This window comes from Jannaschia maritima (assembly GCF_030973515.1).
GTDB lineage: Bacteria > Pseudomonadota > Alphaproteobacteria > Rhodobacterales > Rhodobacteraceae > Jannaschia > Jannaschia maritima.
On the sequence record NZ_JARGZA010000007.1, the window covers coordinates 1 to 25,290 of the forward strand.

The 25,290-nt window shown below is 69.1% G+C and carries 25 protein-coding genes and 1 pseudogene; 10 read left to right on the plus strand and 16 right to left on the minus strand.

Annotated features, from left to right (window positions below):
- From P0084_RS08035 to P0084_RS08050, 4 genes are all read right to left on the minus strand, one after another.
- The coding region (locus P0084_RS08035; protein WP_308916312.1) for a lipocalin-like domain-containing protein at positions 1 to 484 on the minus strand (484 nt) is incomplete at its 3' end.
- Positions 474 to 2,852 (minus strand): FtsX-like permease family protein, encoded by a 2,379-nt coding sequence (locus tag P0084_RS08040; protein WP_308916523.1) that lies wholly within the window; start codon positions 2,850 to 2,852, stop codon positions 474 to 476. The genes P0084_RS08035 and P0084_RS08040, both read right to left, overlap by 11 nt.
- Positions 2,852 to 3,502, minus strand: a complete 651-nt coding sequence (locus P0084_RS08045) for an ABC transporter ATP-binding protein (RefSeq protein WP_308916313.1) — start codon at positions 3,500 to 3,502, stop codon at positions 2,852 to 2,854. The genes P0084_RS08040 and P0084_RS08045 overlap by 1 nt, the downstream gene beginning before the upstream one ends.
- A 61-nt stretch (positions 3,503 to 3,563) precedes the next feature.
- The gene (locus P0084_RS08050; RefSeq protein ID WP_308916314.1) at positions 3,564 to 4,172 is read right to left on the minus strand and encodes a flavin reductase family protein; all 609 of its coding nucleotides are present in this window, start codon (positions 4,170 to 4,172) and stop codon (positions 3,564 to 3,566) included.
- A gap of 65 nt (positions 4,173 to 4,237) precedes the next feature.
- Here P0084_RS08050 and P0084_RS08055 point away from each other — a divergent pair, with 65 nt between their 5' ends.
- Entirely contained in the window at positions 4,238 to 4,708 is a 471-nt protein-coding gene (locus P0084_RS08055; protein ID WP_308916315.1) for a GNAT family N-acetyltransferase, read from the plus strand.
- A gap of 378 nt (positions 4,709 to 5,086) precedes the next feature.
- On the opposite strand, the gene P0084_RS08060 is transcribed toward P0084_RS08055, so the two are convergent.
- From P0084_RS08060 to P0084_RS08080, 5 genes are all read right to left on the minus strand, one after another.
- Positions 5,087 to 5,224, minus strand: coding sequence for a hypothetical protein (locus P0084_RS08060; protein ID WP_308916316.1), 138 nt, complete (start codon positions 5,222 to 5,224; stop codon positions 5,087 to 5,089).
- A gap of 37 nt (positions 5,225 to 5,261) precedes the next feature.
- Positions 5,262 to 5,432 carry a hypothetical protein gene (locus tag P0084_RS08065; RefSeq protein ID WP_308916317.1) on the minus strand — a complete coding sequence of 57 codons (171 nt, stop codon included), beginning with the start codon at positions 5,430 to 5,432 and terminating at the stop codon, positions 5,262 to 5,264.
- Positions 5,433 to 5,732: 300 nt separating this feature from the next.
- Positions 5,733 to 6,143: a pentapeptide repeat-containing protein gene (locus tag P0084_RS08070; protein ID WP_308916318.1), complete on the minus strand. Its 411-nt coding sequence runs from the start codon at positions 6,141 to 6,143 to the stop codon at positions 5,733 to 5,735.
- Positions 6,140 to 7,597: a hypothetical protein gene (locus P0084_RS08075; protein ID WP_308916319.1), complete on the minus strand. Its 1,458-nt coding sequence runs from the start codon at positions 7,595 to 7,597 to the stop codon at positions 6,140 to 6,142. Before P0084_RS08075 ends, P0084_RS08070 begins: the two co-directional genes overlap by 4 nt.
- Positions 7,594 to 8,304, minus strand: a complete 711-nt coding sequence (locus P0084_RS08080) for a hypothetical protein (RefSeq protein WP_308916320.1) — start codon at positions 8,302 to 8,304, stop codon at positions 7,594 to 7,596. Before P0084_RS08080 ends, P0084_RS08075 begins: the two co-directional genes overlap by 4 nt.
- Positions 8,305 to 8,672: 368 nt before the next feature.
- On the opposite strand from P0084_RS08080, the gene P0084_RS08085 reads away from it, so the two are divergent.
- Positions 8,673 to 9,422, plus strand: coding sequence for an EcsC family protein (locus P0084_RS08085; RefSeq protein WP_308916321.1), 750 nt, complete (start codon positions 8,673 to 8,675; stop codon positions 9,420 to 9,422).
- A gap of 233 nt (positions 9,423 to 9,655) precedes the next feature.
- Here the strand turns inward: P0084_RS08085 and P0084_RS08090 are convergent, their stop codons facing one another.
- Both P0084_RS08090 and P0084_RS08095 read right to left on the minus strand, forming a co-directional pair.
- Positions 9,656 to 10,570 (minus strand): OmpA family protein, encoded by a 915-nt coding sequence (locus P0084_RS08090; RefSeq protein WP_308916322.1) that lies wholly within the window; start codon positions 10,568 to 10,570, stop codon positions 9,656 to 9,658.
- Positions 10,571 to 10,739: 169 nt separating this feature from the next.
- The gene (locus P0084_RS08095; RefSeq protein ID WP_308916323.1) at positions 10,740 to 11,300 is read right to left on the minus strand and encodes a hypothetical protein; all 561 of its coding nucleotides are present in this window, start codon (positions 11,298 to 11,300) and stop codon (positions 10,740 to 10,742) included.
- 229 nt (positions 11,301 to 11,529) lie between these two features.
- Between P0084_RS08095 and P0084_RS08100 the strand changes: the two genes are divergently transcribed.
- A complete protein-coding gene (locus tag P0084_RS08100; protein WP_308916324.1) occupies positions 11,530 to 12,504 on the plus strand; it encodes an MFS transporter in 975 nt (324 codons plus the stop codon).
- On the plus strand, positions 12,486 to 12,746 hold the full coding sequence (locus P0084_RS08105) for a hypothetical protein (RefSeq protein WP_308916325.1): 261 nt from the start codon (positions 12,486 to 12,488) through the stop codon (positions 12,744 to 12,746). The genes P0084_RS08100 and P0084_RS08105 overlap by 19 nt, the downstream gene beginning before the upstream one ends.
- Before the next feature lie 490 nt (positions 12,747 to 13,236).
- Here P0084_RS08105 and P0084_RS08110 read toward each other — a convergent pair whose 3' ends face one another.
- The gene (locus tag P0084_RS08110) at positions 13,237 to 14,085 is read right to left on the minus strand and encodes a prephenate dehydratase (protein ID WP_308916326.1); all 849 of its coding nucleotides are present in this window, start codon (positions 14,083 to 14,085) and stop codon (positions 13,237 to 13,239) included.
- 104 nt (positions 14,086 to 14,189) lie between these two features.
- Here P0084_RS08110 and P0084_RS08115 point away from each other — a divergent pair, with 104 nt between their 5' ends.
- The 5 genes and pseudogenes from P0084_RS08115 to P0084_RS08135 all read left to right on the plus strand — a co-directional run bounded on the left by P0084_RS08115 (position 14,190) and on the right by P0084_RS08135 (position 20,618).
- Positions 14,190 to 14,711 (plus strand): c-type cytochrome, encoded by a 522-nt coding sequence (locus tag P0084_RS08115; RefSeq protein ID WP_308916327.1) that lies wholly within the window; start codon positions 14,190 to 14,192, stop codon positions 14,709 to 14,711.
- Between the two features lie 174 nt (positions 14,712 to 14,885).
- Entirely contained in the window at positions 14,886 to 16,736 is a 1,851-nt protein-coding gene (locus tag P0084_RS08120; RefSeq protein ID WP_308916328.1) for an extracellular solute-binding protein, read from the plus strand.
- A 3-nt stretch (positions 16,737 to 16,739) separates the two neighbouring features.
- The gene (locus tag P0084_RS08125; protein ID WP_308916329.1) at positions 16,740 to 17,819 is read left to right on the plus strand and encodes a microcin C ABC transporter permease YejB; all 1,080 of its coding nucleotides are present in this window, start codon (positions 16,740 to 16,742) and stop codon (positions 17,817 to 17,819) included.
- Positions 17,820 to 17,823: 4 nt separating this feature from the next.
- Positions 17,824 to 18,930, plus strand: a pseudogene (locus P0084_RS08130) (ABC transporter permease); the annotation flags it as partial.
- Between the two features lie 65 nt (positions 18,931 to 18,995).
- Entirely contained in the window at positions 18,996 to 20,618 is a 1,623-nt protein-coding gene (locus tag P0084_RS08135) for an ABC transporter ATP-binding protein (RefSeq protein ID WP_308916331.1), read from the plus strand.
- A gap of 34 nt (positions 20,619 to 20,652) precedes the next feature.
- On the opposite strand, the gene P0084_RS08140 is transcribed toward P0084_RS08135, so the two are convergent.
- Entirely contained in the window at positions 20,653 to 21,390 is a 738-nt protein-coding gene (locus P0084_RS08140; protein WP_308916332.1) for a proteasome-type protease, read from the minus strand.
- A gap of 155 nt (positions 21,391 to 21,545) precedes the next feature.
- On the opposite strand from P0084_RS08140, the gene P0084_RS08145 reads away from it, so the two are divergent.
- Positions 21,546 to 22,088 (plus strand): 2'-5' RNA ligase family protein, encoded by a 543-nt coding sequence (locus P0084_RS08145; protein WP_308916333.1) that lies wholly within the window; start codon positions 21,546 to 21,548, stop codon positions 22,086 to 22,088.
- On the opposite strand, the gene P0084_RS08150 is transcribed toward P0084_RS08145, so the two are convergent.
- The 3 genes from P0084_RS08150 to P0084_RS08160 are packed head-to-tail and all read right to left on the minus strand — an operon-like array spanning position 22,055 to position 25,287.
- Positions 22,055 to 22,924, minus strand: a complete 870-nt coding sequence (locus P0084_RS08150; RefSeq protein WP_308916334.1) for a transglutaminase family protein — start codon at positions 22,922 to 22,924, stop codon at positions 22,055 to 22,057. The two genes, P0084_RS08145 and P0084_RS08150, sit on opposite strands and share 34 nt — an antisense overlap.
- Entirely contained in the window at positions 22,921 to 23,862 is a 942-nt protein-coding gene (locus tag P0084_RS08155; protein ID WP_308916335.1) for an alpha-E domain-containing protein, read from the minus strand. Before P0084_RS08155 ends, P0084_RS08150 begins: the two co-directional genes overlap by 4 nt.
- Positions 23,863 to 23,871: 9 nt before the next feature.
- Positions 23,872 to 25,287 (minus strand): circularly permuted type 2 ATP-grasp protein, encoded by a 1,416-nt coding sequence (locus P0084_RS08160; protein ID WP_308916336.1) that lies wholly within the window; start codon positions 25,285 to 25,287, stop codon positions 23,872 to 23,874.
- Between the last annotated feature and the right edge of the window lie 3 nt (positions 25,288 to 25,290).

Below are 25,290 nucleotides of genomic sequence, written 5' to 3' on the forward strand. Positions count from 1 at the left end.
GTTGGTCTTGGCGGGTGGAAGTATGCCTGGTGGGGCGCCCGCCCGCCTGGCGGCGAAGAACGTCCAGGGACGGCCCGGCCCTGGACCAGTCGTCGATCCAGGCCTCGAACGGATCGGCCACGACACCCGCCTGTCCCACGTCGCCGCGGGCCAGCCGTTCGCCCGAATAATGCGCGTCGGGCGTCGTCACGCCCAGATGCCCCATCCAGACCTGCGGACCCGTGGGCGTCAGCGCGGACCGGAACAGCGTCCACTGCACCCCGTAGGTCCGCCCGTCCGCACCGTCGAGCACGGCGGTCAGGTACCACCACTCGATGCGATAGTCCGGATGCGCGCCGTGGTCGGCGGGAAAGCGCAGGACCGTCCCGTCCCGCGGCAGGGCGAACCCCTCGCCCCCCTGCCCCAGGCCCGCGAAGCCCTGGGCCGTGGCGGCGGTGCAACCGGTTGCGAGGATCCCGGCCAGGACGAGGGCTCTACCGTTCATGCGCGAACACCTTCACCAAGCGCGCGGGCGGCATCCGCCACAGCCGCGCGGTGGGCAGCGCCGCGGCCAGGCCGGCCGCCAGCATCGCCCAGAGTCCCAGAAGCGCCCATTCCCCGGGGAACACCCGCAGGGGCAGCCGCCACCCGAAAGCCAGGACGTTGACGACCGCCAGGAGGGCCCAGGCCAGCGCGACCCCCACGGGCACCGCCAGCAGGGCCGTCAAGGCGGCCAGGCCCAGCGCACGGCCCAGATCCGCCAGCGCGATCCGCCGCCGCGTCAGGCCCAGCGCCCACAGGGGCGCGATCTGCGGCAGGCGCATCTCGGCAAGCGTCGTCAGCGATGCCCACAGCGCGAAGGCCGCCACCCCTAGCGTCAGCACGTTCAGGGCGGTGGTCACCGCGAAGGTCCGCTCGAACACCGCGAGGCTGAACTCCTTGATCGACGCCTGGTCCACGATCCGCTGGCCGGGCAGGTCGAACGCCGCCGTCAGGTCCGCGATCACCCCTTCCGTGCCCCCAGGCACGACGCGAAGGGCGAACTGCGTGATCGGCGCGTCCGCATAGGTCGCCCGAAACACCTCCAGCCCCAGCATCGCCTGCCCCAGGGGGTTGCCGTAATCGGAATACACGCCCGCCACGGGCCAGGTCCCGCCGCGGCCCAGATCGACGGTCGCGCCCGTCCACAGGCCTTCCCGGCGGGCCAGCTGCTCGTTGACCAGCGCCGCCTCGCCCGCCGCGATGCGGTCCCAGACGTCCGGAGCGCCGTCCAGCAGGGGCCAGTTGTCGCGATAGGTCGCGTGGTCCGCGATCGCATAGACCTGCCCCGCCGCGCCCCCGGGCCGGTCCTCGACCGATGCGATGGGCAGGATCGCCGTCACCCGGGCGTCGTCGGCCAGCAGCGCCTGCATCGCCTCCGCCTCCGCGACGTCGGCGGCGGTGACGTAGATCTCGGACGCCAGCCGCTGATCCAGCCAACCGGTGAACGTCCCGCGGAAGCTGCCCACCATCGTGCCGACGCCGATATTGGCCGCCAAAGCCAGCATCAGCGCCATCAGGGCCAGCGACAGGCCCGGCACCTGCTGGCGCGCGTCGGCCCACATCCATTCCGCCACCGGCCGGCGCGCCAGCCGCGCGCCCCCCGCCAGCACCGCGGTCACGACGGCGGGCAGAAGGAACGCGGCCCCCAGCAGCAGCGCGCCCAGCAGCGCGAACCCCGCCGGCAGACCGTCGCCCACCACCGCCAGCACCCCGGCCGCGACCAGCAGCCCGGCCCCCGCCACCGCCTGCCGACGCAGCGTCGCGGTGCGGGCCATCGCCCAGGCGCGCGGCTGCGCGGGCGCCAGGAGCGGCAGGCGGGCCAGGGACCACAGGCTCTGCCCGCCCGCCACGACCAATCCCAGGGCGGCCATGCCCAGACCCGACAGCCACCAGGCCGGCGACAGCGACAGGGACCCCGACACCCCCGCGCCGTAGAGCCCCGACAACGTCGCCGCCACGCCGGGCAGCAGGGCCGCCGCGACGACGTAGCCCAGCGCCACCCCCAGCCCGCCGCCCAACAGGGTCAACGCCACCAGTTCCAGCGACAGGCAGCCCATCAGCACGCCCAAGGGGACGCCCAGCGCGCGTAGGGTGCGGAACAAGGCGCGCCGCTGCTCGAACGCCAGGCCGATCGCGGCATGGACGATGAACAGCCCCACCGCGAAGGCCAGCAACCCGAAGGCGGTCAGGTTCAGATGGAAACTGTCCGTCAGCCGCCCGATCCCAGCATCGCCCGAAGGCGCGACCAGGCGGGCGTCGGGAAACAAGCTGTCCAACGGCACCGACCCCACCCCGTCCGATGTCAGCAGCAGCCCGTCCAGCCGGTCGGTCCCCGCCAGATCCAGCGCCCGCGCGACGTCGGCCACCACCACGCCCGGCGCCAGACCCTCCACCGCGCGGGCGGCGATCCCGTCCGGCACGCGCGCCGCCGTGCCCGGTTCCACCAGGACGACCGCCCCCAGCAGGAACCCGGTCAGCACCTCCGCCTCCCCCACCGCGGCCGAAGCCGGCCCCGGCGGCGCGGTGAACGGATCCAGGCCCAAGACGCGAAGCCCCGTGCCGGGCAGCGCCGCGTCGACCACGGGGGTCACCGGCCAGCCGGCCCGGCGGGCGGCGGCGAAGTCGTCAAGCGTCAGCACCCCCTCCAGCCGGGGAAGAGTGTCCCGGTCCAGCGTCGCGGCCGCATCGGCATAGCTTTGGCGCGCCTGCGCGTTGATCGCCTGCACCCCCGTCCACAGCCCCGTCGCCAGCGCCAGCCCCACGACCAGCGTCAGCAGCTGCACCGGGTGCCGCCGCCAATGGCCCAGCAGCGCGCGCAGGGCGGCGCGGATCACGCTACCCGCCCCGCGCGCAGGCGCAGCCGGCGGTCCAGGCGCCCCGCCAGACGTTCGGAATGAGTCACCATCAGAAGCCCCGCCCCCGTCTGCCGGGTCATGTCCACCATCAGGTCCAGCGCCGCGTCGCCCGTCGCCTCGTCCAGGTTGCCCGTGGGCTCGTCGGCCAGGACCAGCTTGGGCGACGCGGCCAGGGTCCGCCCGATGGCGACCCGCTGCTGCTGCCCGCCCGACAGCTGCTCGGGCCACTTGGTCAGATGCTCCGACAGGCCCAGCCGTTCCGCGATGGGCGCGGGGTCCACCGCCCGGCCCGCCAGGCGCGCGTGAAAGGACAGGTTCGCGGCCACGTCGAGCGAGGGGATCAAATTGAACTGCTGGAAGATCAGCCCCACAGACCCGCGCCGCAGCGCCGCGCGCGCTCCGTCCGCCGCCGTCGTCAGGTCGGTGCCGTCCACCACCACCGCGCCTCCGTCCGCCGTGTCGAGACCCGCGCACAAGTGCAGCAGCGTGGACTTGCCCGACCCCGACTCGCCCGTCAGCGCCAGCGTCTGCCCCGCCGCCAGGTCGAAGGACACCCCGTCCAAGACCCGGATGGGACCTTCGCCGGTGTCGAAGGACTTCGTGACGTCTCGGACGGACAGGAGCATGGATCGCAGGGTAGCCGGGGGGCGGCCCGCTTCAAGCGGAAGCGCGGCCGCAGCCCCCCCTTCAGCTTCCCTGACCCGGCCGCGCCAGGGGGAACGTCCGCTCCACCGCGGCATAGTCGCGATACCCCATCCGCGCCAACGGCACGTACCGCGCGGGGTCGAACAGGCCGTCCACCAAGCAGTCGTCGCGCAGATGCACGCCCACCACCTCGCCGAAGGCCACCAGGTTGGCCGCGCCCGGCAGCGTCACGATCCGCGTCAGCTGGCATTCCAGCGACGCCGGGGCGTCCGCCACGCGCGGGCAGTCGATGGCCCGGCACTCCGCCTTCGCCACGCCCGCGGCCGCGAACTCGTCCACCCCCGCCGGATGCGGGGCCGAGGTCGCGTTCATCGCGTCCCGCGCCGCATGCGCCACCACGTTCATGCAAAACACCCCCGTCTCGCGGATCTGGGCCAGGCTGTCCTTCGTGCCGTCCCGATCGTCCTTCGCCGTGGTAGAGGCGAACATCACCTGCGGCGGCACGTAGGCCACGGCGTTGAAGAACGAGTACGGCGCCAGGTTATCGCCCGCGGCCCCCCGCGTGGCGATCCAGCCGATGGGGCGCGGGGCGACGACGGCGTTGAACGGGTCGTGCGGCAGGCCGTGCCCGTCCGCGGGGCGATAGAACATGGGGGGCGGCGTCCCGGCGTCGTGGCGTGTTGACCCCCCTCTAGCGCCGTGCGACCGCGGGCGCCATGGAACTGCTGCGGGAACGGCCCGACGACCTGTGGGAGGTCGAGGCGCTCTACGACCTCTGCTTTGCCCCCGGCCGCACCGCGCTGTCGTCCTATCGCCTGCGCGACGGCGTCCCCCCCGCCCGCGACCTGTGCCTGTGCGCGCGCGAGGACGGGGCGCTCGCCGGCGCGATCCGGTTCTGGCCCGTCCGCGTGGGCGGGCGCTGGGACGCGATGCTGCTCGGGCCAATCGCCGTCCACCCCACGCGGCAGGGCGAGGGCGTGGGCGCCGTGCTGATCCAGTCGGGCCTCGACCGCGCCCGGGCTGCCGGCATCGCCCGCGTCCTCCTGGTCGGCGACGCCCCCTATTACGGCCGCTTCGGCTTCGCCCGCCTCCCGGACGTCACCATGCCCCCACCCACGGACCCCCACCGCGTCCTGGGCTGCTGGGACTGGGAGGGAGTCGCGGGGACGGTGGAACGCGCAGCCTAGGACGCGTGCATCCGGCTTGGCCCAGGTGATGGCCTGGTTCGGACGGTGCCCGTCGATCACGGCGTCCCGCATATCGACGCCCCCTCGATCCGCCCGACGGGAACCAACCATGCCACATGGCCGCCCAGGGCGGCGGGGACGTCCTTCGGACCATCGATCATGCCGCGGATCGTCCAACCCCCGCCATGGCTGTCGGCACCCAATCCACACCGATACCGCCGTGATACGGACCCAAGCACCCGGCGCATGCCGACACAATGTCGTCATCGGAGGAGCGTCTCGCCGTTCAGCAGGAGGACGACGGAGTCGGCCCCACTCGATATGTCCGATCTGCCCTTCTGGAATGCCGGTACCCGCCGCGATTCTACCCGGCAGGAATCACGTTGTGCGCTCGGGATTGTGGCCGATGCCTTCCACGAAGTTCTCCAAGGCTCGCTCGAACATGTCGTACGGCAGGCGGTCGAAGAAGGCTTCGAGCGGATGGAGCGCGCGGCGAAGGGACAGACGTTCGGGCATCGCATCGCGGGAAGGAACGAGGTGACGTCGCCGGTCGTCACGATGGCACGTGACCAGCTGAGACCGTATTCGCCGGAAGGTCACGCCCCGTCATCTCGCCGTCGCGCACCGCCGGGAAATCGGTCCCGTCCACCTCGTACCATTCCCTACTCTCGGACGGACCGCCCGACACGTACTCGAACGTCAGCTTGCCGCACATGCGTCCCATGCCCCGTGTCGTCGCGACGACGCGGTCTTCCTCGCATCGGATGCCCCTTCTCTCCGGACCGCAATTTTCTCCGTGAGTTTCATCTGTCGTCATGGCCGTGAACGATCGGCTCGAACGAGACACGGTCGAGAACGGTATCGATCCGCAAGTCCGCGAATAGGTCGATCCCATCGTCCCCGATCGCGATAGGTATGCGCTTGCTGGTCGGGTTCAGATCAGCGCTCAACCCCGGCCAGGCTGTCCAATGAGACGGGGGGCACTCGAGTAATCTTGTATCCCGCATCCAGTGAGGCTCGCGCATCAAACGATAGCGTAGAGGAGCCGCCGTCGGTCGATCAGAGCCTTCGATAGGTCGACGCCCTTCATGTTCGTTCCGATGAAGCTGGCACGGGTGAACCGAGTGCCCTCGACGGAAGTGCCCCTGAAGTCCGATCCATCCAAGGTCGCCTTGTGAAACGATGCCCCCGCAAGATTGCACGATCTGAAATCGCAATCGACCAGATGGGCGCCGACGAACTCGAACCCGCTCAAATCCATCCCGGAAAGATTAGCATAGCCCAGAGCGCATTCGCTGAGATCCACTCCGCTGAGGTCGATACTCCGCATATCCAAGTGCTGCCCGTTGAAACGCCGCCCGGCTTGCCCCCTCGTCCGGAGCCAATCTGCATGCGCTTGAAAAGCGGCTGGGACTTCGTGGATTTCTTCGATCATGGCCAGAACCTGACGATTTCCCCAAACCCATTGTCACCGACGATCTGCCTCAAGGTGTTCATGTCAGCTGCTGAAATGTTCCGGGTATCGATCATTACGTTCTCTCCCAGGCGGCGAGATAGATCCAGTTGCTCTTCCACACGGGCAGGGTCGAAGCCGTTTGGGAAGTTGGAGTTATAGGCCTTAACGTCCCATTCGACGCCATCTGCGTCAATGAACTCTGCCCCCCCGGTTGGATCGCGTCTGATCGGTCCAGGGACCTCGCCCCGCTCTTCCAGTCCGAGGCCGACGTCACGTTCCGCTTCGCTGCTTCGTGAAATCCGCCCCCCGTGGGACGGGTCTCGGGCCAAATCGTCTAGTTCGTCCTGCGTCCTGGGATGCCGCGGCACCCTTGCCGGCGGCGCCTCCACGTTCTGCTTGACCGTATGCGCCTTGCCGTTGCGCGTCCCGCCGCGACCGATGCGGCTCATGGCGGCGGCGAGCGTCTGCGCCAGCCGGCGCTGAAGCGTCGTGGCGGCCTCGCGCAGCTTCTCCGTCGCCACCCCACGGAAGGCCCCGACGCGGGCGATGCCGTCGTTCAGGCGGGCGTTCCAGCCCGTCACGCCGCCCAGCCGCGTCTTGGCCCAGTCCATGTACGCGGCGGCCCGGTTCAACAGGCGGTTCAGCTCCCCCACCGCCCAGTCCAGGATGTCCCCCGTCAGCCGGCGCGAGAACTCCTTCAGCCAGCGATGAGCGTTGCCGATGCCGAAGAAGTTGAACACGCCGTAGAGCGAGCGCAGCGCGCCGATGTCGCCGGCACGCCGCAGCACCATCTTCAGGATGCCCTTCGCGAGCGATCCGAAGGTCGGGATCAGGCCGATCAGGGTGATGACCAGCAGGATCCAGTGCGCAGGGACGTCCCATTCCCGCCGCCAGATCAGGCGGTAGAGGATGTTGACGATGTCCTGCGCGTCCGCCAGCTGGTCGATGCCGGGGATCATGGTCAGGATCATGCGCGCGATGATCTGGCTGGTGCTGGCGTCCTCGTTGAAATCGCCCTGGATTACGCCCCAGACCCAGTCCCCCGCCTCCGCGATGTCGTCCCAGAGGCGCGCGAAGAACCCCTCCTCCGGCTCCTCGACCGGCGCACGCGCCTCGGGATCCTCGTAGGGCTCCCCCTCCGGATCGTCGAAGAAGTAGAACTCCACCTCCTCGATCCCGCTAGGCAGGGTCGCCACGGCGTCGCCGTTCCCGTCCGTGACGCCTTGTGCCAGGACCTCGCCGGTGGCGTCGCCCGTGACGGTCTGGACGATATAGCTGGCGCCCGCCACGCCCGACCCATCCGCATGCTCGTAGCGGATCTTGACCCAGTTGTCGTCGCACAGGCAGGTCGGATCGTCGATCGCGGCGGAGCCATGCGCCGTCGCGCCGTCCGCCGCGCTCGCGAAACCCGCCGGGCTTTGCGGGCCGCTCATCGTCCCGCCACGTCGGCGTACAGCGCGTGAAGCCCGCGGGCCAGATCGGCCGGCGTGTCGTCCGCGGTCACGATCGCCTGCAGGCGGGGATATTGCGGATCGGAAAGCCAGCCGGTGCCATGGACCAGGGCGCATGCGGTCGCGGCCAGGGCGTGGGACGGACGCTCGGTCAGCGTCGCGGGCAGCCGCGGCACGAGCCAGCGGAGGAGTCGCGCGTTGTCTTCGTCCGAAAGGACGCGCCAATGGCCCGGCAGGACGGCCTGCAGCGTATCGCGCTCCAACGGGGCGCCCATGCGGATCGCGTGCGTCAGGCGATTCGCGAAGCCGGTCAGATCATCCCCCTGCCAAAGCGTTTCCAGCCACGTTTTGACTGCCTTGACCAGCGTCAGGGCGACGCGGCTGCGGGGGATGGCGTCGTCCAGCGCCCCCGTCACCAGGGACGCCGCGCGCGGGTCCATCCAGAAGCGGTGGCCGAACGACGCTGCGACGACCGACAGGCGCATGACGTCGGCCTCCGCGCGGATGCCCCGCGCCTGCGCCCATGCGGCCACCGCCTCGATTACGGGGCCCAGCACATCGGCCGCCACGCCGTGCGCGCCGTAATGCCCGGCGAACGTGGCGTGCAGATGTGGGGCCCGCGCGGCCACCCATCTGCCGCGCGCCGTGTCTCGGAACGTCTCGAACTGCCGATCGGAAAATGTCAGCACGGGGAAAGGCCCACAACAATCGACCGGGGGCGTACCGAAGGAACGCCTCCCAACGCCAGCGACGGATCCCCTCCGGGACGATCGCGGCGGAAATCGGCCCGACCGGCGATGCGGGCCCGACCGGGTAGGGCATCCCGACGGCGACCCTGGCCGGCACGGTCCCCGGCCGCGGTGCATCGGCGTGACCCCCGCCGGACGGACGGCATGTCCTCGACATCGACGGGGGACGTCGTGGGGAAGCGATCCATCCCGGAACTGCGGATCCGGTTCGCCCCCCCAGGCGGCATCGACGATCGCAGCGGCAGGCGTCCGCATCCCGCTCGTCGCCCCCTCTTGCCCTCCCCCGTCCCCGCACCAACATCACCCCCATGGAACAGCAGACCGTCTTCCCCCCGCTCGACCGGGATGCGGAACTCGACCGCATCGCCGGGATCCTGAAGGACGCGCAGGGCGCGGGCTTCCAGGTCCTCAACCTCGTGGGCGCGCAGGCCGAGAACCTGCTCGACATGCTGCCCAAGGGCGCCAAGGCCCGGTTGGAGAAGGCGACCGTCAGCGCGCTCGACTATTCGCTGACCGCGGCCAAGGCGTCGCGCGGCGGGCGCATCCCCGACACGTCGGACTGGCTGACCCGCGCCATCACGCTGGGCACGGGGGCCGCGGGCGGGTTCGGCGGTATCGGCACTGCGCTGGCGGAGCTGCCCGTGACGACCACCGTGATCCTGCGGGCGATCCTGTCTACCGCGGAGGAGCACGGGTTCGACAGCGACCACCCCGACACACGCGCGGCCTGCATCCGCGTCTTCGCCGCCGCAGGCCCCCTCGACGAGAAGAAGGAGGCGGACCTGTCCTTCCTCACCCTGCGCCTGTCGGTCACCGGGGGCACCGTGCAGGGCTTGATCGCCAAGGTCGCGCCCCGGCTGGCCGTCCCCCTGGGCCAGAAGGTCGCCGCCCAGATGGTGCCCGTGATCGGCGCCGCGGCGGGGGCGGCCATCAACTACGTCTTCACCGCCTACTATCAGGACATGGCCAAGGTGCAGTTCGGCCTCATGCGCCTTTCGGAAGCCACGGGCGAAAGCATCGAGAGCCTGGGCCACCAGGTGAAGGCCCGCCTGGTCTAGGCTTCGGCCCCGTTCGCCGCGACCCCGCGCCATCGGGTCGGGCGAGGGGACGTTCCGTCGGACTATGGCCCCGCGGCAGGCCGATCTGTCTCGCGAGGGTCGGTTACGGTCATGTCACCCAATCGCACCCGGCCGGGCGGTCGAACCGGGCGCCCCGGAGCGGCGTCGGAATCGGCATATGTGGGGCGGCGTTCGCATCCGTGGCGGGGGTTAGCTCATCGCCTTCATCCGGATCACCGCAGGACCATCTCGACCCGTCGGTTTCGGGCACGTCCGTCCTCATCGGCGTTGGGCGCGGCGGGCGCGAGGAAGCCCACGCCATGCGCCTCCATCCGCGCGCCGGGGATGCCGAAACGCTCGGCCAGTGCGGCACGGGCGGCAGCCGCCCGGCGGGCGGACAGGTCCATGTTGTAGCCGAGGTCGCCAACGTTGTCCGTGTGGCCCACCAGCAGCACGGAGACGTCGGTGTCGCGGAGGTAAGTCGCCATCTGCTCCAGCATTGCGTCAGCAGCGGGCAGCAGGACTGCGCTGTCCGTCTCGAACTCGAGCCCGTAGATCGCCGCCGCGCCCTCCGCCGCCAGCGCCGCGGCGATGCCCTCCGCGTCGAGGCGCTCCAACTCCAGCGCCTCGGCCTCGGTGGACCCCCACCGGACCTCGGCGGTGTGCGTCGAACTGCCCAAGCTCACCATCACGTCGGCCAGTTCCCGGCGACTGTCCGCCACCCGCTCGAAGCTGGCGTAGCGCATGTCCGCCGCCGTCCGGAAATGGGGGCGCTTGGGCGCCGTCAGGGCCGCATGCGCGTCGCCGAACGTGCCGAAGTTGGTGCATTCGGCGCGTCCGTCGCAGCTGAAGACCTCCGCGAACCCTGCCGCCTCCAAGGCCTGCCCATAGGCGCGGATCACCTCCAGCGTCGAGCGCCCCTCGGGGATCTCGTAGGCGATGCGCCGGGTCTCGCCCTCCAGCCCGATGGTTTCCAGCGGGGACTCTGCGTCGCGATAATCGTGGGCCTCGGTCATCACCCGCATCTCGGCGTAGCCCTCCGCCTCCTCGAAGGCGACCTCGGCGCCAGGGAAGGCCATGTCGAAGACGTCCTGGGCGAGGGCGGGGGACGTCAGGGTGAGGAGGGTGGCGAGAGGGGCGATGCGCATGGGGTGGTCTCCGGAGGGCTGTCTCCACGCATTGAAGCGGTTCGCCTGCCCGCGCGTCAACATCGGCGCACGTCGCGCGCCCCGTTCGAAGCGATCGAGCGTTCCGCCGCGGTACGGCCGACCATGGGACGACGCAGGCCTCAGAAGCCGTCACCTGCGCCGCGCCCGTCTAGCGCGAACCGGCGCTTTGACTTGAAAGCGTCATGACGCCATCGCTGCTCGTGATGTCCACAGTTCCAACCGTGGCGATGGCGGAGGGCGAGAACACGAGGGTCACGAAACAGCCGCTGACCTGAACCTCGCCGGTCGCGACCTCGATCTCGGTATAGAGCTGCGGCACGTCCTCGGGATCGCAGCCCAGAACGAGGCCCATCTCGTCCAGCGTCACGCCGATCGGCGCGCTTCCCTTCGCCACGAGGTCGTCCGCAGCCAGCGACGTGTCCATGAACGTCCACTCGTAGGTCGACGGCATCGGCGGGGCGGCGTCGGCGACGGTGAACGTCCCGCCATCGGCGCTGCCCTGATGCGTGATCGTGCTCGGACCGGGACCCATGACCTGAGTGTATCCCTGCGCCGTGACGGTAACGGTGGTCGTGCCGTTCCATGTGCCCGCCACGGCCCGCGCGACCTCTGCGCGGCTCCAGTCGGCGCAGAACGCATCGTCGGACCATGCGGGCGAGGCCAACGAAACCGCGGCTGCGAGGGACCAGACCATTTCTCGATGGATCATCACGTGGCTCCCATACGGCAGACCACCACGAGCGTCTCTTCAAGCACGGACGGTGAGGTCATCCTAATCCCGATGGGCGACCGCCGGATGACCCATTCGTACGGACGAGCCGGGTTCTGTCCAGCAGCGCGCGCCAAATCGCTAGGGCATACTCGCGGGACGTCACGGGTTGCGCAGGCATATTGCCCACATGCGTAGTCCGACCGGTTCTCGTACGATCCGTCGCATCATGTTCCCCCGCCCCGCGACGCAGCCGTCCCGCCCCGAATTCGTCGCGATCGCCACGGTGCCCATGGCGACGATCGCGTTGGCGATCGACGTGATGCTGCCCGCGCTCGGCGACATGGCGTCGGAGTTCGGGGTAGAGGACAACAAGCGGCAGTTCGTGATCGCTGCGCTCTTCCTCGGGCTGGCCTTCGGCCAACTGATCTTCGGTCCCCTGTCGGACGGGATCGGTCGCCGCCCCGCCATCACGGCCGGCGCCGCGCTGTTCGCCATCGGCGGTGCGGTCTGCGCGACGGCGACGACGTTCGAAGGTCTGATCGCCGGCCGCCTGTTGCAGGGCGTGGGCGCGGCGGGACCGCGGATCGTGACCGTGGCGCTGATCCGCGATCGCTTCGAAGGGGCGGCCATGGGTCGGATCATGTCCATCATCATGGGCGTCTTCATCATGGTCCCCGTCCTCGCCCCCTCGGTCGGGCAGGGTCTGCTGCGCATCCTCGACTGGCGGGATCTCTTCACGCTCCTGTCGGTCATCTGCGTCGGCGGCACGGCGTGGCTCCTGCTCCGCCAGCCGGAGACGCTGCCCGAACGCCGTCCGTTCCGCATCGGGCCGTTCGCGGATGCCGTCGCCGAGGTCCTGCGCGATGGAAAGGCCATGGCGTTCACGATGGCGGGTGGACTCTGCTACGGGGCCCTGATGGGCTACGTCAACTCGTCCCAGCAGCTGTTCCAGGAAACCTACGTGGCGGGCGACTCCTATTCGCTTCTCTTCGGAGCGGCGGCGGCCTTCATCTCCGCCGCCACGCTGACGAACGCCAGGATGGTCGGGCAGATCGCCATGGACCGCATCTGCATGTGGGCGGTCGGATCGCTCCTCGTCTGGTCCCTGTTCGTCCTGGCCTTCTGGCAGCGTTCGGGACGCTGCCGCCGCTCTGGGCGTTCATGGCGGCGAACTGTCCGGCCTTGTTCCTGCTGGGACTGACCTTCGGCAACTGCAACGCGATCGCACTGGAACGTCTCGGCCATGTCGCAGGTCTGGCTGCGGCGATCACCGCGTCGATCCTCACACTCGTCAGCATCGCCGTTGCCGCGGTGATCGGGCTGAGCTTCGATATGACTTTGGTGCCGATCTTCCTGGGTTACGCCGCCTGCGGCGCGGGAGCGCTCGCATTGATGACGGTCTCGGGGGTACGAGGCAAACGAGTGTCGCAGCGAGCTGCCTAGCCCGTCGAGGTGCAACCCGTCGGGACGTCGAGGTTGAACGGTTTGGGAGTTCCGACGATATCGGTCCCTGTTTCGGGGAACGCCCGGGGTGGCGGGGCCAAGCGCGTACGAAGCGGGTCCGCGGCTCGTCCGATGCTGGTACGCGAACGACCTCGACGCCCTGCCGCCGCGATCGTGACCGCGACCCGAACGGCGGAACGAGGACCCGTCCATCCCGGTCCGGTATCTCGGTGGCGGCACGCCCGGGTCGTGACAGGCCCGAGGGATGCGCCGTCCCGATGCATGGGGTGAAGCACCGTCAGGGGAAGGGATCGATCCGAGGCCCGAGGCGCGATCCGCGACGGCGGACCGCCGGGCACCGCCCCCCGATCGGAACGCTCGTGCGTCGCGCATCGTCGACCGAAGACGATGCCTCTGCGTATGCACGGGGGGTGTACGGGGGGCGTACAGAGGGCGCTCCCCATACGGTGCCCGTTGCGTCCGCCGCGGATCAGTCGTGACCCCCGTCGAAATGCTCCGGATCCGCGGGATACACCCCCAGCACGGCCAGCCGGTCGGTGAAGTATCCCAATTCCTCCAGCGCCCGCGCGACGGGGGGATCGTCGGGATGGCCCTCGATGTCGGCATAGAACTGCGTCGCGCTGAACCGTCCGTCCACCATGTACGATTCCAGCTTCGTCATGTTCACGCCGTTCGTCGCGAACCCCCCCATCGCCTTGTAGAGCGCGGCGGGTATGTTCCTGACGCGAAACACGAAGGTGGTCTTGACGGGTCCCGATCCGGGGGCGGGGGCGCGGGGCTCGCGGGCCATGACGATGAACCGCGTGGTGTTGTGCGCCATGTCCTCGATGCCCTCGGCCAGCACGTCCAGCCCGTGGATCCGTGCCGCCAGCGACGAAGCCAGGACCCCCTGACCCCGCTGCGGCGCCGCCGCCAGAGCCGCCGCCGCCCCCGCCGAATCGGCCGCCGCCTCCGCCGCGATCCCGTGCGCGTCCAGGAACGCCCGGGCCTGGGGGATCAGCACCAGGTGCGCCCGCACGCGACGGATGTCCTCCAACCGCGAACCTTCGTTCGCCATTAACGCGATACGCACCCGGACGAACGCTTCGCCCACGATGTGCAGGCCCGAGTCCGGCAACAGCCGGTGCACGTCCGCGACCCGGCCATAGGTGCTGTTCTCGATGGCAATCATGCCCCGATCCGCCCGCCTGTCCCGCACGGCGGCCAGCGCGTCCTCGAACGTGGTGCAGGGCAAGGGGTCGTGGTCCGGCAGCGCCGCGGCGCAGGCCTGATGCGAGTACGAGCCCAGGTCCCCCTGGAACGCGATGCGGGGTGCCATCGAACGATCCCGTTGCTGGTGCGTTTGGTCGCGGGACCTATATCTTGCCACGGCGGTCCGAAACCCGATACACGCCGCCCGATCCGCCACGAGAGAGACAGTCCATGGATACGATGACGATCACCAAGGCCGGCGGCGCGCTCTGCGCATCCTTGCTGGTGTTCCTGCTGGGCCTTTGGGCCGCGGAAGGGTTGTATCACGTGGGCCACGACGGACATGGCGGCGAGGTCGCGATGGGCTACGAGATCGTGGTCGAGGATCCGACCGAGGTGGCGGAAGCCGACGCCGCCCCCGAAGTTCCCTTCGAGGAGGTCTATGCCAGCGCGTCGGCCGCGGAGGGCGAGCGTTTGTGGCGCCAGTGCTCGGCCTGCCACAACCTGGAGGGTTCGAACGCGACGGGCCCCTACCTCAACGGCGTCGTGGGCCGCGAGAAGGGGTCGGTCGACGGGTACAACTATTCCGACGCGCTTCTGGGGCTCGGGCAGGACTGGACGCCGGAGAACCTGTCGGGCTTCCTGCTGAACCCGCGCGAATACGCGCCTGGCACCAAGATGGCCTATCGCGGCATGGCCGAGGTCGAGGACCGCGCGAACCTGATCGCCTATCTGGACGAGACGGGCGGCTGACATCCGCGGGGCCGCCCCGCGGACGGGCGGCCCTTCGTTGACCTGCGCGCGGGCCGCGCCACCTTTATCTCACGCATTCGCTCACGCCCGCGTGTGCGACTTTGTGCGGCACGCCCTTGCGCATCCCCGCGCCGAATCGCACATTCCGGCCGTTCGGGAAGAGGGGTCCTGCCCATGTTCAGACTTGTCGCCGCGGCCGCAACCGCGCTGTCGTTCACGCCTGCGCTGGCTCAGGAGACCATCGTCACCCATGCCTACGTGAACTTCGGCGAACCGGCTTACGGCCCGGACGCGGCGCATCTGGACTACGTCAATCCGGACGCGCCCAAGGGCGGCGAGATCAGCCAATGGTCGCAGTCCACCTTCGACGGATTCAACGCCTATACCCGTCAGGGGGTCAGCGCGCCCGGCTTCACCGACCTGATCTTCGAGGGGATCCTGAAGGCCACGGCGGACGATCCCTATGCCGCCTACTGCTATCTGTGCACGACGATGGAGTATCCCGCGGACCGCTCCACCGTGACCTTCAACCTGCGCGACGACGTGACCTTCAGCGACGGCACCCCGCTGACCGCCGAGGACGTCAAGTTCACCTTCGAGTTGGGGTTGGAGCAGGGCATCGCGGAGTACCGCAACGTCGTCAGCACCTTCGTATCGGAGGTGGAGGTCCTGTCGCCCACGCAGGTCCGCTACACGTTCACGGACGACGCGCCGGTCAACGACCGCGTCACCTTCGTCGGCGGCCTGACCGTTCTGTCCAAGACCCACTTCGAGGAGAACGGCCTGCGGCTGGACGAGACGCAGGAGCGTCCGTTCCTGGGCACGGGTCCCTATGTCGTGGGCGACGTCGATTTCGGTCGGCGGGTGGTGTACGAACGCGACCCCGACTGGTGGGGCGCGGACCACTGGCTGAACGTCGGACGCTGGAACTTCGAGGCGATCCGCTACGAGGTCTTCGCCGACAGCAACGCGGCCTTCGAGGGGTTCAAGGGCGGCGTCTACACCGCGCGGGAGGAGAACACCTCGCGGCTGTGGGCCACGGGCTACGACATCCCGGCCGTGGAGCGGGGCTGGATCGTGCGCGAGGAACTGCCCGACGGCGCGATCAAGGCGGCACAGGGCTACGTCTTCAACCTGAAGCGCGAAACGTGGCAGGACGCGCGGGTCCGCGACGCCATCGCCATGATGATGAACTTCGAATGGTCGAACGAGACGCTGTTCTATGGCCTTTACGAGCGGCCCACGTCGTTCTGGCAGGACAGCGACCTGCAGGCGACGGGCACCCCCTCGGAGGCCGAACTGGCGCTGCTGGAACCGTTGGTGGCCGACGGTCTGCTGGACGCGTCCATCCTGACCAACGAGGCCCGCCAGCCGTTCGAGAACGACGCCGACAGCACCACGCCGGGCCGCCGGATGCTGCGTGCCGCCAGCCGCCTGCTGGACGAGGCCGGATGGGAGACCGGCGAGGACGGCCTTCGTCGCAAGGACGGCCGGACCCTGTCGTTGGAGATCATGACCTTCTCGGCGCTCTTCGACCGGGTGGTGAACCCCTATGTCGAGAACCTCCGCCGCATCGGCGTCGATGCCAGCCTGCGGCGCGTGGACGTCAGCCAGTACGTGCAGCGGCGCCGCGACGGCGACTGGGACATGACCACGCACCAGCCGACGCAGGGCTACGAGCCGAGCCTGGTGACGCTGAAGCAGTGGTTCCACTCCGACACGGCGGAGGATTCGTCGCGCAACGTGATGGCGCTGGCCGATCCGGGCATCGACGCGCTGGTCGACAACTTCCGCACCATCGAGGGGCTGGAGGACCTGACGGCGAAGGCCAATGCGCTGGACCGGGCCCTGCGGGCGCATGGGTTCTGGATCCCGCAATGGTACAATCCGACCGACTGGGTCGCGTACTGGGACATCTACGACCGTCCTGAGGAACTGCCGCCGCTGTCCGTCGGCCTGCTGGACTTCTGGTGGTACGACGCCGAACGGCACGACGAACTGCGTGCCGAAGGCGCCCCGATCTAACCGATGGGCGCCTATATCCTACGGCGGCTGGCGCTGATGATCCCGACGCTGTTCGGGATCATGGTCATAAACTTCTTCCTGGTGCAGTTCGTCCCGGGCGGCCCGATCGAGCAGATCATCGCCAACATCGAGGGCGAGGGCGACGTCTTCGCCGGCATATCCGGCGGCGGGTCTGAACTGGGCAACGACGGGGGCGACGGGGGTTATACCGGCGCGCGCGGTCTGCCGGAGGAGTTCATCCGCGAATTGGAGATCCAGTTCGGCTTCGACAAGCCGCCGCTGGAACGGTTCCTGTCGATGATGTGGGACTACATGCGCTTCGACTTCGGGGAATCCTACTTCCGGTCGATCAGCGTCTTCGACCTCGTGCTGGAAAAGATGCCCGTGTCGATCACGCTTGGGCTCTGGTCCACGCTGATCGCCTATCTCATCTCCATTCCGCTGGGCATCCGCAAGGCGATGAAGGACGGCAGCCGCTTCGACACCTGGACGTCGGGCATCGTGATCGTCGCCTACGCCATCCCCGGCTTCCTGTTCGCCATCCTGCTCCTCGTCGTGTTCGCCGGCGGCAGCTACTTCCAGATCTTCCCCCTGCGCGGCCTGACGTCCGACAACTTCGAGGAGCTTTCGCTTCTGGGAAAGGTCGGCGACTACCTGTGGCACATCGCGCTGCCCGTCACGGCATCGACCATCAGCGCCTTCGCGGGCCTGACGCTCCTGACGAAGAACTCGTTCCTGGAGGAGATCCGCAAGCAGTACGTCCAGACCGCCCGCGCCAAGGGCTTGGCGGAGAACCGGGTCCTGTACGGTCACGTCTTCCGCAACGCGATGCTGATCGTCATCAGCGGGTTCCCCGCGCTCTTCGTCAGCGTGTTCTTCGGCGGCAGCCTCATCATCGAGACGATCTTCTCGCTCGACGGGCTGGGACGCCTGGGGTTCGAGGCGGTCGTGTCGCGCGACTATCCGGTGATGTTCGGCACGCTTTTCGCGTTCAGCCTGATCGGGCTGGTGATGGGTCTGATCACCGACCTGACCTATATCTGGATCGACCCGCGCATCGACTTCGAAAGCCGGGAGACGTGACCTGATGGCCCTGTCCCCCCTGAACCGCCGCCGCTGGGCGAACTTCAAGGCGAACCGACGCGCCTGGTGGTCGACGTGGATCTTCGCGGTGCTGTTCGGCCTGTCGCTGTTCGCCGAACTGATCGCCAACGACAAGCCGCTCCTGGTCAGCTATCGGGGCGAGCTGTTCACCCCCGTCACCGCCTTCTATCCCGAGACGGCCTTCGGCGGCGACTTCCGCACGGAAGCCCCCTACCGCGATCCGGAGGTGCAGTGCCTGATTGTGTCGGGCGGCCTGGAGGATTGCTTCGACCTCCCCTTCGAGGTCATCGAGGAGGTCCAGGCGACCGGCGCCTATGGCGGCACGGCGGTCGAGGAGGGCTGGCTGATCTGGCCGATCATCCCCTATAGCTACGATACGGTGAACGACATCGACGGGGCGGCGCCCAGCGCGCCGGACGGGGACCATTGGCTCGGCACGGACGACACGGCCCGCGACGTGCTGGCGCGCGTGATCTACGGCTTCCGGCTGTCGGTCGCCTTCGCGCTGATCGTGACGCTGCTGACGTCGGTGATCGGCATCGCGTCGGGGGCGCTGCAGGGGTTCTTCGGCGGGTGGATCGACCTGATCTTCCAGCGCGTGATCGAGGTGTGGGGATCGACCCCCAGCCTCTACATCATCATCATCGTGGCGGCGATCATCCCCATGAACTTCTGGCTGCTGGTGGGGTTGATGACGCTCTTCGGCTGGACCGCCCTCGTTGGGGTCGTGCGGGCCGAGTTCCTGCGCGCGCGCAACTTCGAGTATGTCCGCGCCGCGCGTGCGCTTGGGGTCGGCAACGGGACGATCATGTTCCGCCACGTCCTTCCCAACGCGATGGTCGCCACCATCACCATGCTGCCCTTCATCGTCACGGGCACGATCGGGGGGCTGGCGTCCTTGGACTTCCTGGGCTTCGGCCTGCCGTCCTCGGCCCCCTCGCTGGGCGAGCTGACGTTGCAGGCCAAGCAGAACCTCCAGGCCCCCTGGCTGGCCTTCACCGCGTTCCTGACCTTCGCGATCATGCTGTCGCTTCTGGTCTTCATCTTCGAAGGCGTGCGCGACGCGTTCGACCCGCGCAAGACCTTCACCGCGGAGCCCGTGGCCCCCGTGCGGACGGTCCGTCAGGCCTCAAGCGTCGCGGCGGAGGGGAACCAGTGAGCGCCGCTGCCCCCATCCTGTCCGTTCGCGACCTGAACGTCCGCTTCCGCCAGGGCGCAGCGGAAACGCATGCCGTCCGCGGCGTGTCCTTCGACGTGGGTCAGGGCGAGACGGTGGCCCTGGTCGGCGAATCCGGCTCGGGCAAGTCGATAACGGCCCTGTCCACCGTGAACCTGCTGCCGGACAGCGCGGACCTGTCCGGGTCCATCACCTATGACGGGCGCGAAATGGTGGGCGCGGACGCGCGGACCCTGAGGGAAGTGCGGGGCAACGACGTCTCCTTCATCTTCCAGGAGCCGATGACCTCCCTGAACCCTCTGCACACGATCGAGAAGCAGCTGGGCGAGTCGATCCGCCTGCACCAGGGCCTGTCCGGTGCGGCGGCGCGCGACAGGATCCTCGAACTGCTGGACCAGGTGGGCATCCCCGACCCGGCCAGCCGGCTGTCGGCCTATCCCCACCAACTGTCGGGTGGGCAGCGGCAGCGCGTGATGATCGCGATGGCGCTGGCGAACGGCCCGGATCTGCTGATCGCGGACGAACCGACCACGGCGCTCGACGTGACGATCCAGGCGCAGATCCTGGAACTGCTGGCCGACCTGAAGCGGCAGCAAGGCATGTCGATGCTGTTCATCACGCACGATCTGGGCATCGTGCGCCGCATCGCCGACCGGGTCTGCGTCATGCGCCAGGGCGAGATCGTGGAGCACGGGCCGACGGCGGCGTTGTTCGCCAACCCGCAGCATCCCTATACCCGCATGCTGCTGGAGGCGGAGCCGACCGGCATGCCCGACCCGGTAGCCCCGGACGCGCCCGAGATCGTCTCGACCCGGAACCTGCGCGTCTGGTTCCCCATCCAGCGCGGCGTCCTCAAGCGCACGGTGGGCCACGTGAAGGCCGTCAACGATGCCTCCGTGTCCGTCCGCGCGGGCGAGACGACGGGCATCGTGGGCGAATCCGGCTCCGGCAAGACGACGCTGGCCCTGGCGGTCATGCGGCTGATCTCGTCCGAAGGGCGGATCGTGTTCCTCGGGCGCGACATCCAGGGGTTGCGGTCCAAGCAGATGCGCCCCCTGCGGTCGGACATGCAGATCGTGTTCCAGGACCCGTTCGGCAGCCTCAGCCCCCGCATGAACGTCAGCCAGATCGTGGCGGAGGGGCTGGCGCTGCACGACACGGGCGACCCGCGCCCCCACCGCGACCAGGTGGCCGAGATACTCGGGGAGGTCGGCATCGACCCCGGGGCCATGGACCGCTACCCGCACGAGTTCTCCGGCGGGCAGCGCCAGCGCATCGCCATCGCGCGCGCCATGATCCTGCGCCCCAAGCTGGTGGTGCTGGACGAGCCCACCTCGGCGCTGGACCAGACGGTGCAGGTGCAGATCGTGGACCTCCTGCGCGACCTGCAACGCCGGCACGGCCTGGCCTACCTGTTCATCAGCCACGACCTGCGCGTGGTGCGCGCCCTGTCCCACAACGTCGTCGTCATGCAGCGCGGCGACGTGAAGGAGCAGGGTCCCGCGGGTCCGATCTTCGACGCCCCGAAGGATTCCTATACGCGCCAACTGATGGCGGCCGCCTTCGGCCTGTCCACGGATGCGCGGATGGCCGGCGAATAGACGGGCCGCCTGCGCCCCGGACCGGGGCCTTCCCTCAGGCGGGGACGTCCACGTCGGGCAGGCTTTCGAACGCCGTGCGCAGGGCATCGGACCAGCCGTCCGAGACCGCACGCCAGTCCGGGTCCGTGTCCTCGATCCGGCGCGAATGGCCCAGACGGAACGTGTCCGTCTCCAGGATCTGCAGATCCAGCGGCGTGCCGACGGACAGGTTCGCGCGGATGGTTGAATCGAAGCTGACCATCAGCAGCTTGGTCGCGCGGGCGAAGTCCATGTCGGGGTCGTAGGCCCGCACGAGGATGGGACGGCCGTACTTCGTTTCGCCGATCTGGAAGAACGGCGTGTCGGTCTGCGCCTCGATGAAGTTGCCGGCCGAATAGATCAGGTACAGCCGCGGCGGCGACCCCGCGACCTGCCCGCCCAGGATCATCGTCGCGTTGAACGTCGTGGTGGATTCGCGCCCGCCTTCCAGGCGGCTGACGATGACCGACCGCAGCGTGTCGCCGATCAGGTTCGCGGCCTGGAACATGCTGGGCACCGTCAGGAGCGACGGGTTGCGGTCGTCGGGCGCGAGGTTTCGCTCGTCCAGCAGGCTGACGACCGCCTGCGTGGTCGCCAGGTTGCCCGCGGTCATCAGCACCAGGGCCCGCTCGCCCGGCACCTCCCAGGTATAGAGCTTGCGATAGGTCGAGATGTTGTCGACCCCGGCATTGGTCCGGGTGTCGGACATGAAGACCAACCCACGGTTGGTCTGAAGGCCGACGCAATATGTCATGGGGCTGCCGTCCGTGTGGGTTCGGGCCCCTGTGCCACGCCCCCGCGGCCCGGGCAACGCGTGACGCCGCGGAGGTGGGGAACCGATGCGCGCGTGCCATCCCCTCCCCTGCGCCCCGCGGATGACGGCCGGCGGACACGGCCTAGGTCCGGGGCATGACCGACCCGCTGATCGCGACGCTGCGACTGGACGAGGCGAACGCGACCCGGTTCGACCGCTTGCGGCGTCGCCACTTCCCGCCGGAGCGGAACAGGATCCCGGCCCACGTGACGCTCTTCAACCAGCTTCCCGGGGACCGGGAGGATCGCGTCCGCGCCCGCCTCCGCGACGTCGCGGCCCTGACGCCCGTGCTGCCGTTCACCGCGACGGAGGTGATGGCCCTGTCCAACCGCGGGGCGGCCTATCGCCTGGACGTGCCGGGGTTCGACGCCCTGCGGAACCGCATCGGCGCGGGGTTCGACCTCATCCCGCAGGATCGCGGACGGCGCAGGCCGCACGTGACGGTGCAGAACAAGGTGGACCCGGAAACGGCCGCCGCCACGCTGGCGGAGCTGCGGGACGGCTTCGCCCCGTTCACGGGGCGGGCCATGGGGCTGGACCTGTGGTATTATCGCGGCGGCCCGTGGGAGCGTTGCGCGACCCACGCCTTCGCCGGATACCGACTTCAGTCGCCCGACATCTGCTGTTGCTGCTGCTGACCGGTCCCGGACTGCGATTGCGACTGGGACATGCGCCCGGCCGACACGTTCAGGGCGACGGTCATCGCCTCCGCCGCACCACCCAGGCGCAGGCCGCGGATCGGCGCCGCCTCCCCATAGTCGAGGCCCGTCGCCACCCGGACGTAGCGCGCATCGGGCGAGATCCCGTTCGAGATGTCGAACCCGACCCAGCCCAGGCCGTCCAGATGCGCCTCCGCCCAGGCATGCGTGGCGTCCTGTTCGTCGCGGCCGTCCATTCGGAGATATCCGCTGACATAACGGGCCGGGCGGTCCAGCAGGCGGGCGCAGGTGACGAAGATGTGGGCGTGGTCCTGGCAGACGCCCGTGCCGGCCGCGACCGCCTCCTCCGCGGCCATGCCGACGTCGGTCGTGCCGGTGGCATAGGTCACGGCCTCCCGGATGGCGGCGGACAGGGCGTGCATCTGGCGCAACGGGTCGTCCTGGCCGCGCAGGTCCCGCACCAGGGCCAGCGTGCCCGGGCCGCGGCGCGTGCGGTCGGTCGCGCGCAGGAACATCCACAGCGGCACATAGCCGCCATGCGCGCCGATCACCCCGGCGCGGTCCTCCACCTCCACCTCCCCCTCCGCGGTGACGCAGATCTCGGTACTCTCCGCCTCGTGGGATATCAGTTGCACGCGGTTCGCGTTCTGGTCGTCGAACTGCGTCTGGACCGCCCCGCCCTCCACCTCCGTCGCCCAGGACAGGACCTGCTGGCCCGCCCGCGACTTCGGCGTCAGCCGCGTCTGCAGCAGGCCATAGGGGACCGGCGCGTCGTAGCGATAGGTCGTGGAATGGCGGATGCGGAGGCGTGTCATGCGCTGAACCGATAGTCCCGTTCGATCTGCGCCCCGAGGGACGCGTTGCGGTGCATGAAGTCCTGCAGGAAGCTGTGCAGCCCTTCGTCGAAGATGGACTCGATGGTCGCGCGGGACAGGCGGTTCGCCATGTCCTGCGACAGATCCTGACTGGGCAGGCGCAGGCCGTGCGCGCGGTGCAGCCAATCCAGGTTCCCCGCGATCTTCGAATAGCAGAAGGCCAGGCTTCGCGGCATCCTGTTGTCCAGGATCAGGAACTTGGCGATCAGGGCCGGACGCCGCTGCTGGCCATAGGTCTGGCGGAACGACCCCTCGGCGCTGACGCCGCGCAGGATCACCTCCCATTGCGCGTTGTCGAGCTGCGAGCCCACCCCCGCCGCCGACGGCAGCAGAACGTAGTACTTCACGTCGAGCAGGCGCGCGGTCGCGTCCGCACGTTCGAGGAACGTGCCGAGGCGGCTGAAATCGTACGCCTCGTCGCGCAGCATGGTGCCGTGCAACGTCCCGCGCACGAAGGCGGACCGTTGGCGGATCGTGTTCAGGACGGCGGGCAGGTCGCGCGTCGCGATGCGGCGCGACAGAAGCGACGTCACCGTCATCCACGCCTCGTTCACGGCCTCCCACACCTCGCGGGTCAGGGCCGTGCGGACCAGGCGCCCGTTCATGCGCGCCGCATCGATGCAGGACACGACGCTGCCGGGATTGTCGCGCCCCCGCAGGATCCAGTCGATCACGGCCTCGCCCGTCACGGCATCGTGGTTCGCGTCGAACGCGTGCTTCGTCGCGGCCGTGTGCAGCACGGACGTCCATTCGCTGCTGGACCGATCGGGACGCGTCAGGGCGATCCGCTGGCCGGTGTCGACCAGCCGGGCCAGGTTCTCGGCCCGTTCCAGATACCGGAACATCCACAGCAGCCCGCCCGCGGTCTTGCCTAGCACGACGGGGTCCTAGTCATCTTCCAGCACCCACGTGTCCTTCGTCCCGCCGCCCTGGCTGCTGTTCACCACCAGGGACCCCTTCTTCAGGGCCACCCGCGTCAGCCCGCCCGGCGTGATCTCGATGCCCCTGGGGGACACCAGCACGAAGGGGCGCAGATCCACGTGGCGCGGGGCCAGCCCCTTGTTGGTGAAGATAGGAACGGTGGACAGCGACAGGGTCGGTTGCGCGATGTAGTTACCGGGCCGCGCCTCCAGCTTGGCGCGGAACTCGGCCAGCTCCCGCTTGGAGGCGGCGGGACCGATCAGCATGCCGTACCCGCCCGAGCCGTGGACCTCCTTGACGACCAGGTCGGACAGGTTGTCCAGGACGTAGGCCAGGCTGTCGGCCTCCGAGCAGCGCCAGGTCGGGACGTTCTCCAGCAGAGGCTTCTCGCCGGTATAGAACTCGACGATCTCCGGCATGTAGCTATAGATCGCCTTGTCGTCGGCGATGCCGGTACCCGGCGCGTTGGCGATGGTGATGCCCCCCGCGCGATAGACGTCGAAGATGCCGGGCACGCCCAGCAGGGATTCGGGGCTGAAATTCAGCGGATCGAGGAAATCGTCGTCCACGCGGCGGTACAGGACGTCGATGGGCTGATAGCCCCGCGTGGTGCGCATCGCGATGCGACCGTCCACGACGCGCAGGTCGTGGCCCTCCACCAGCTCCACGCTCATCTGATCGGCCAGGAACGAATGCTCGTAATAGGCCGAGTTGTGGATGCCGGGGGTCAGCACGGCCACCACGGGCTCGTCGCGCGTCGCGTCCGGCGCGCAGGCGGCCAGGCTGTCGCGCAGCGCCTGGGGATAGCGGTTGACGCGCTGCACCCGGTTCCCTTCGAACAATTCGGGAAACATGTGCAGCATCGTTTCCCGGTTCTCCAACATATAGGAGACGCCGGACGGGGTGCGGGCGTTGTCCTCCAGCACGTAGAACTGATCGGGGCCGGTGCGGACGAGGTCGATCCCCACGATATGCGTCCAGATGCCGCCCGGGGGCGTGACGCCGATCATCGGGGACAGGAACGCCTCGTTTCGGGCGACCATGGCGGCGGGCAGGCGGCCGGCGCGCACGATCTCCTGCCGATGGTGGATGTCCTGAAGGAACGCGTTGATCGCGCGGACCCGCTGCTCGATCCCGCGCGACAACCGGACCCATTCCCGCGCCGACAGGATCCGCGGGACGATGTCGAACGGGATCAGCCGTTCCGAAGCGTCGGGGTCGCCATAAACGTTGAACGTGATCCCCATGAGGCGGAACAATTCGTCCGCCTCCCTGGCCTTGGATCGCAACCGGGCCGGATCCTCCGCTTCGAACCACTGCGCGAGCGCGGCATAGGGGTCACGGACGGTGCCGTCCGGGCCGCCCATCTCATCGAAGTTCATGGG